Origin of the sequence: Kitasatospora sp. NPDC007106, from assembly GCF_040634455.1 — a bacterium.
GTDB lineage: Bacteria > Actinomycetota > Actinomycetes > Streptomycetales > Streptomycetaceae > Kitasatospora > Kitasatospora arboriphila.
Map to the genome: position 1 here is coordinate 1 of NZ_JBEYFP010001446.1, position 1,059 is coordinate 1,059.

A 1,059-nucleotide genomic window follows, 5' to 3' on the forward strand; every position below is an offset into this window, starting at 1 on the left:
GCGGGAGCGGGCGGCGGCTCGGCCGGGCACGGCGACCGATGGCGGCGGGCGGCGTTCGCCTGCGGCCGCTGCCAGTGGCGGGTTACGGGTGGCGGCGACCAGTGACGGGTGGCTGCCGGGTCAGCTGGCGTCCGGGGTCTGGGCCCCCACCTGCGGGGCGGACCGCTTCTCGAGGTCGGGGGCGGCCGGTGACGGTCTTCGCGTGGGCGGCGCGGTCGTGTCCGGCGGTACCGGCCGGCCTCCCCGCGGATGTGGCCGGCCGTCGGGGCGTTCACTGCGGCATCGACGGCAACCGGGACAGGTCACCGGACAGGTCGCCGTGAATCTCGGCGGGCGGGTCGGGCAATGCCGGGATCGTGGCCGGGTCCGGGTGGCCGAGTGCGGCGGCCAGGCCGCGGGCAACACGCAGGCGCGGGCCTCCGGGCCGGTGCAAGTGCGGGCGGTGCGGTACGGGGTTCCGGGGTCGGGGAACCGGGGGTCGGGGAACCGGGGGTCGGGGAACCGGGGGTCGGGGAACCGGGGTCAGCCGAGCCAGACGAGGTCGATGACGTAGAGACGGCCGGCCGTGCTGTTGACGAGGTAGATGAGGCTGAGTTGGCCGATGGAGGCGCAGCGTACGTCTTCGCCTTCGGGGTCGGTGGCGTCCCACTGTGGCCAGCCCCAGGGGGTGCGGGCGGCGATGTCGAGGAGGTCGCGGACCAACTGCTGGGTGTGCGGGGGTAGTTCGGTGAACGTTTTGGCGGCCTTGGGTGAGAGGCGGGCGGGCCAGGTGCGGTCGTTCACGGACGGGTTCCGAAGAGCTGGTCCAGGTCGGTGCCGTCCTCGTCGTTGCTGCCGGCGGCGGTGAAGGCGTCGACGGCGGGGGCGCTGTCGAGGCGGACCTGCCAGGTGCGGACGACGTCGTGGAGGGGCGTCAGGTCGTAGGTCTGCCGGGAGTCGTCCAGGGCCTTGGCCCAGTCCCGTTCGAACGCCGGCAGCCAGCGGCTGCGGCGGTCGGTGTCCTCCTGGGCGCGGATGCGGGCGAGCAGCCGGGCGGCGGCCCGCGGGGCCGGAGCCGGT

General features: G+C 75.3%; 2 protein-coding genes. Both read right to left on the reverse strand.

Features of this window, described 5'->3' with window-relative positions; all coding sequences use genetic code 11:
* Nucleotides 1–522: 522 nt before the first annotated feature.
* Entirely contained in the window at nt 523–783 is a 261-nt protein-coding gene (locus ABZ641_RS39160; protein ID WP_344628524.1) for a hypothetical protein, read from the reverse strand.
* Nucleotides 780–1,059, reverse strand: a 280-nt coding sequence (locus ABZ641_RS39165; RefSeq protein WP_359989503.1) for a DUF6247 family protein, incomplete at its 5' end; no start/stop codon positions are given. The genes ABZ641_RS39165 and ABZ641_RS39160, both read right to left, overlap by 4 nt.